The organism is Rummeliibacillus pycnus (genome assembly GCF_050459865.1).
Lineage (GTDB): Bacteria > Bacillota > Bacilli > Bacillales_A > Planococcaceae > Rummeliibacillus > Rummeliibacillus pycnus_B.
In genome coordinates this window covers 1-4,141 of the sequence record NZ_JBCMNM010000041.1, presented here as the reverse complement: position 1 = coordinate 4,141, position 4,141 = coordinate 1, and the positions used below count along the sequence as shown (strand labels likewise).

The following is a 4,141-nucleotide window of genomic DNA, read 5'->3' as shown; positions in this document are numbered from 1 at the left end:
CTCAACGCTCGCCCGCGGAAAGCGCCGTCTGCAGCGGAAAGTATAGTAAACTATTTATTAAGAATTTATTAAGAATTTATTAACTTTATCTATCATCTGATTAAATTTTTTATAATTTATAGTTAACATTTATACTCTCTTAAACTAAATTTAATAATCTTTCTATACTATTTGAATGCAAATCGGCATATTGTATCTTCAAAAGGAGGTAGATAGAAATGTTAGGATTTATCGGTGTGTTTGGTAGTTTGGCATTATTAATTTATTTAACAGTTAGAGGTGTAAATGTTCTTATTGCAGCTCCTTTTGCCGCATTAATTGCTGCAGTTTTCAGTGGAATTACGCTGTTCCCACAATTAGCAGCAGAAGGAAGTCCAAATCTTCTTACTAGTTATATGAATGGATTTACCGGTTTTATCGGATCATGGTGGTTGATGTTTTTAGCAGGTGCTATTTTCGGAAAAGTTATGGAAGATAGTGGTGCTGCAGATAGTGTTTCCAAATGGATTGTTGAAAAAATAGGAGTAAAATATGCTGCTTTATCCGTCGTTATTGCTTGTGCTGTCTTAACATATGGCGGTGTTAGTTTGTTTATCGTTGCTTTCTCCGTGTTCCCAATGGCATTGAGCCTTTTCAAACAAGCGGACATCCCTAGACGATTTATACCTGCTACATTAGCTCTTGGTTCTGTTACATTTACGATGACTTCGGCAGGATCTCCTGAAATTCAAAACTGGATACCTATTACTTTTCTTAAAACGACACCGTATGCTGGTTGGGAAGTTAGTTTAGTTGTTGCCATCTTCATGGCTACGCTTGGTTTTTGGTGGTTGAAACGTATGATTTCAAAAGCAATTGCGAGAGGCGAAAGATTTGTAGCAAAAGAGTTTGATAAAATCGGTGAAAGTAGCAATCATCCGCTTCCTAATCCATTATTAAGTATGACACCATTATTAGTTGTGCTTGGGTTCTCGTTTATTTTCCATGAACGTTTAGGAACATCAGCACTTATTATTGCTTTAATTGGTGGAATATTAACTACCTATTTAGTTAGTTTCAAATATATGAAAGATAGAAAGAAGGCAATTGCAGATGGTGGACTTGGTGCTGTTATCGCAATAGCTAATACAGCTGCTATTGTTGGTTTTGGTGGCGTTGTAAAAGAAACACCTGCCTTTTTGGCAGCAGTAGATTTTATGACACATATCCCTGGTAGTCCATTAGTTGGTGGTGCATTAGCCGTTGCTGTTTTAGCAGGTTTAACTGGTTCCTCTTCTGGTGGCCAAGCAATCGCATTACCATTAATCGCACCGCATTATTTAGATGTAGGTGTTGACCCAGAGGCTTTACATCGTGTAGTAGCTATCTCTTCTGGATCTCTTGATACACTACCTCATAGCGGCTATGTTGTTACAACGATTCATTCCATTGCACAAGAATCCTATAAAGGAGCCTACCCTGCTTTCGGTGCCCTAACTGTCATTATTCCTCTATTAGGTTCAATACTAGCAATCATCTTATTTTCAATCTTTTGATTTATAGTTTTAAAGTCAAATATTATATCCATCTAAAAAAAAATGGCTCTTCTTCATAAAAATGAGGAAGAACCATTTTTTCATCTTTCATTAAATTTATACTTAGCCACTACTAGAGTTAGCATTCTTATTACATTGCTGTTAATCCACCATCAACGATGAATTCAGAACCAGTTGAGTAACTAGATTCATCAGAAGCTAAATAAAGCACTAAGTTAGTAACTTCTTCTGGTTGTGCAACACGTTTAAGAGGAATATGTTTTGAAAATTCTTCTACTGCTGCTTTTGTGTCTTCTTGAACAACCATTGGTGTTGCGATGACACCTGGATGTACAGAGTTTACTCGAATACCATAGTGAGCGCATTCTATTGCAGCTGCTTTTGTCATACCTCTTACTGCGAACTTTGTATCTGTATACCCGATTGCCCCAGCAACAATCCCATTCATAGATGAGATATTGACGATTGAACCGCTACCAGCTTTTTGCATAGAGGGAATTACATTCTTCATTCCTAAGAAAACAGATAATTGGTTAATATCTAGGATACGTCGATATTCCTCTTCAGTTGTTTCTAGAATAGATTTCGCCATTGTAATACCCGCATTGTTAACTAAAACATTAACTGCACCGAATGCTTTTTCAGCTTCAGCAACAACATTTGTCCAATCTTCAGCACTTGTTACATTTTGTTTTACAAATAAAGCGCTTTCACCAAGTTCAGCAGCTAGTGCTTTCCCTTTTTCTTCATTTAAGTCAGTTAATACAACTTTAGCGCCTTCTTCGACAAATTTACGAGCATGTGATGCACCCATACCTTGAGCAGCACCTGTAATAATAGCAACTTTTCCATCTAAACGAGCCATGTTGTTTTCCTCCTAAAATATTTACCGAAATGAATTCTCGATAATTTTATACTACACTTGTAAATTAACAGATAAATAATATATTTGTCAATCGAAAAGAAAGATGCCATAATATGTTCAATAATATTCAATTTTCAGTAAAAAAAATAAGGTGATAATATAATGAGTAACGAAGATCGTCGTGTCGCTCGAACACAAAAAAACTTAAAAAACGCATTATTAGTATTATTAAAAGAAAAAGAATTAAAGGATATTTCAATCACTGAGGTAACGCAAAACGCTCGCTGTAACCGCGTAACATTTTATTCACACTATACGGATTTACAAGATCTATTAGCTTCAATATTCGATGATTATTTAAATGATCTTATAGATTACTTTCGTAAATCCTTTAAAGATTTAGAACGTTTTTCCGCAACTGATGCGAAGCGGCATCTCCCACTATTTAAATTTATCTATCAAAATCAATTTGTTTTTTCACTTATGTTAAAGGGAGAAGTGTTACCTGGATCCCAGAATCAGTTTTGCGAGAGCCTTGTTCAAGTCTCTAATACTGAACTTGGACTCGAAGAGCAAACAGTTATTGAAATACCTGCATTAAACTACTTCACCACTTACGGTAGTCTTGGATTTTTTATGTATTGGATTCAACAAGATTTCAAAGATTCTCCCGAAGTGATGGCCCAAAAATTAGCCTATTTACAAGGCAAAATGTTCACTGGGGCAATTGTTCGTAAAGAATAAACACAATTATATTAAGAGATAAATAGCCATTATTTCTAAACTACTAAAGACTAGACTCTACATTTACTGGGTCTAGTCTTTAATAGTTGAATCTATAATTAATCCTTTTAAAGTTGGTCTTTACTGAATAAAACGGTTACCTTGTTTCAGCCTTCATGGGCCGGTCAAATTCCCATCCTCAGCAACAAACCAATTCCATTCGCAATTAAGTTCCAATTACTATCATTATTGTTAATTAATTTTTCCAACGAAAACTTTACAGTATGCACACTTAAACTTCTTCATATTTAAGTTCTTCTATTGTTAGAAAAACTCCACAGAAATTCCTTGCATATATTAGATTACAAAACTAAAAGGAGAGAATTATGATGGGGAAAACAAGGCGTATTACACCTGCACATATTGAAATTCTGAGGGAAATTGAAAAGCATCCACATGGAACACCACCTGGAATCATATATAAAAACTTCGATTCACAAACATGGGAAGTTTTGAGAAAGCCAAACCGCAATAATGAAGAAATTCTCAATGCAGGTGAAGTATTTCAATTACTATGTACATTAGTGAAGAACCCTAAAATTTTTGAAAAAGAGAATGAACCAGAAAAACAAGAAGAAATTAAACCAGAAATGACGAGTCCATTCCAAGATGAATTAAATGATATTATTGAAGAGGCAATGATTTCCTTTAACTCACAAATCCAATATGCAGTTGAAGACATTGGTCAAAAAGTATTCAACAAAATAAAAGATAAATTATATGACATTACAAAACAAACTGAATAAAAATTGTAATTCAGATGATATGCAACAACATTCTCGCTAAAGTGGAAATTTCACTTTGGCGAGTTTTTTTATTCATATTCTTATACTTCTTCTAAATACAAATGTCTCCCCTACATCATGAAGGCATATCTATCTTTGTTGTGTGGAATTAGCGAAGTCTCCTATGGGAAAGCGAGTCAGGTGAGGCCCCGGAGCGTAATTAAGGAACGGAG

The 4,141-nt window shown here is 34.9% G+C and carries 4 protein-coding genes; 3 read left to right on the top strand and 1 reads right to left on the bottom strand.

Annotated features, from left to right (window positions below):
- Positions 1-218: 218 nt before the first annotated feature.
- Positions 219-1,535, top strand: a complete 1,317-nt coding sequence (locus ABE048_RS10035; RefSeq protein WP_430311053.1) for a GntP family permease — start codon at positions 219-221, stop codon at positions 1,533-1,535.
- A gap of 130 nt (positions 1,536-1,665) precedes the next feature.
- Here the strand turns inward: ABE048_RS10035 and ABE048_RS10030 are convergent, their stop codons facing one another.
- The gene (locus ABE048_RS10030; protein ID WP_430311052.1) at positions 1,666-2,400 is read right to left on the bottom strand and encodes a glucose 1-dehydrogenase; all 735 of its coding nucleotides are present in this window, start codon (positions 2,398-2,400) and stop codon (positions 1,666-1,668) included.
- A 162-nt stretch (positions 2,401-2,562) separates the two neighbouring features.
- Between ABE048_RS10030 and ABE048_RS10025 the strand changes: the two genes are divergently transcribed.
- Positions 2,563-3,144, top strand: a complete 582-nt coding sequence (locus tag ABE048_RS10025) for a TetR/AcrR family transcriptional regulator (RefSeq protein WP_430311050.1) — start codon at positions 2,563-2,565, stop codon at positions 3,142-3,144.
- A 368-nt stretch (positions 3,145-3,512) separates the two neighbouring features.
- Positions 3,513-3,929 carry a hypothetical protein gene (locus ABE048_RS10020; RefSeq protein WP_430311049.1) on the top strand — a complete coding sequence of 139 codons (417 nt, stop codon included), beginning with the start codon at positions 3,513-3,515 and terminating at the stop codon, positions 3,927-3,929.
- Positions 3,930-4,141: the final 212 nt, after the last annotated feature.

What these genes read in the sequence shown, in the direction of transcription:
- ABE048_RS10030 (WP_430311052.1), bottom strand. Translation starts at nt 2,400, where the DNA reads ATGGCTCGTTTAGATGGAAAAGTTGCTATTATTACAGGTGCTGCTCAA.
- ABE048_RS10025 (WP_430311050.1), top strand. Translation starts at nt 2,563, where the DNA reads ATGAGTAACGAAGATCGTCGTGTCGCTCGAACACAAAAAAACTTAAAA.
- ABE048_RS10020 (WP_430311049.1), top strand. Translation starts at nt 3,513, where the DNA reads ATGGGGAAAACAAGGCGTATTACACCTGCACATATTGAAATTCTGAGG.
- ABE048_RS10035 (WP_430311053.1), top strand. Translation starts at nt 219, where the DNA reads ATGTTAGGATTTATCGGTGTGTTTGGTAGTTTGGCATTATTAATTTAT.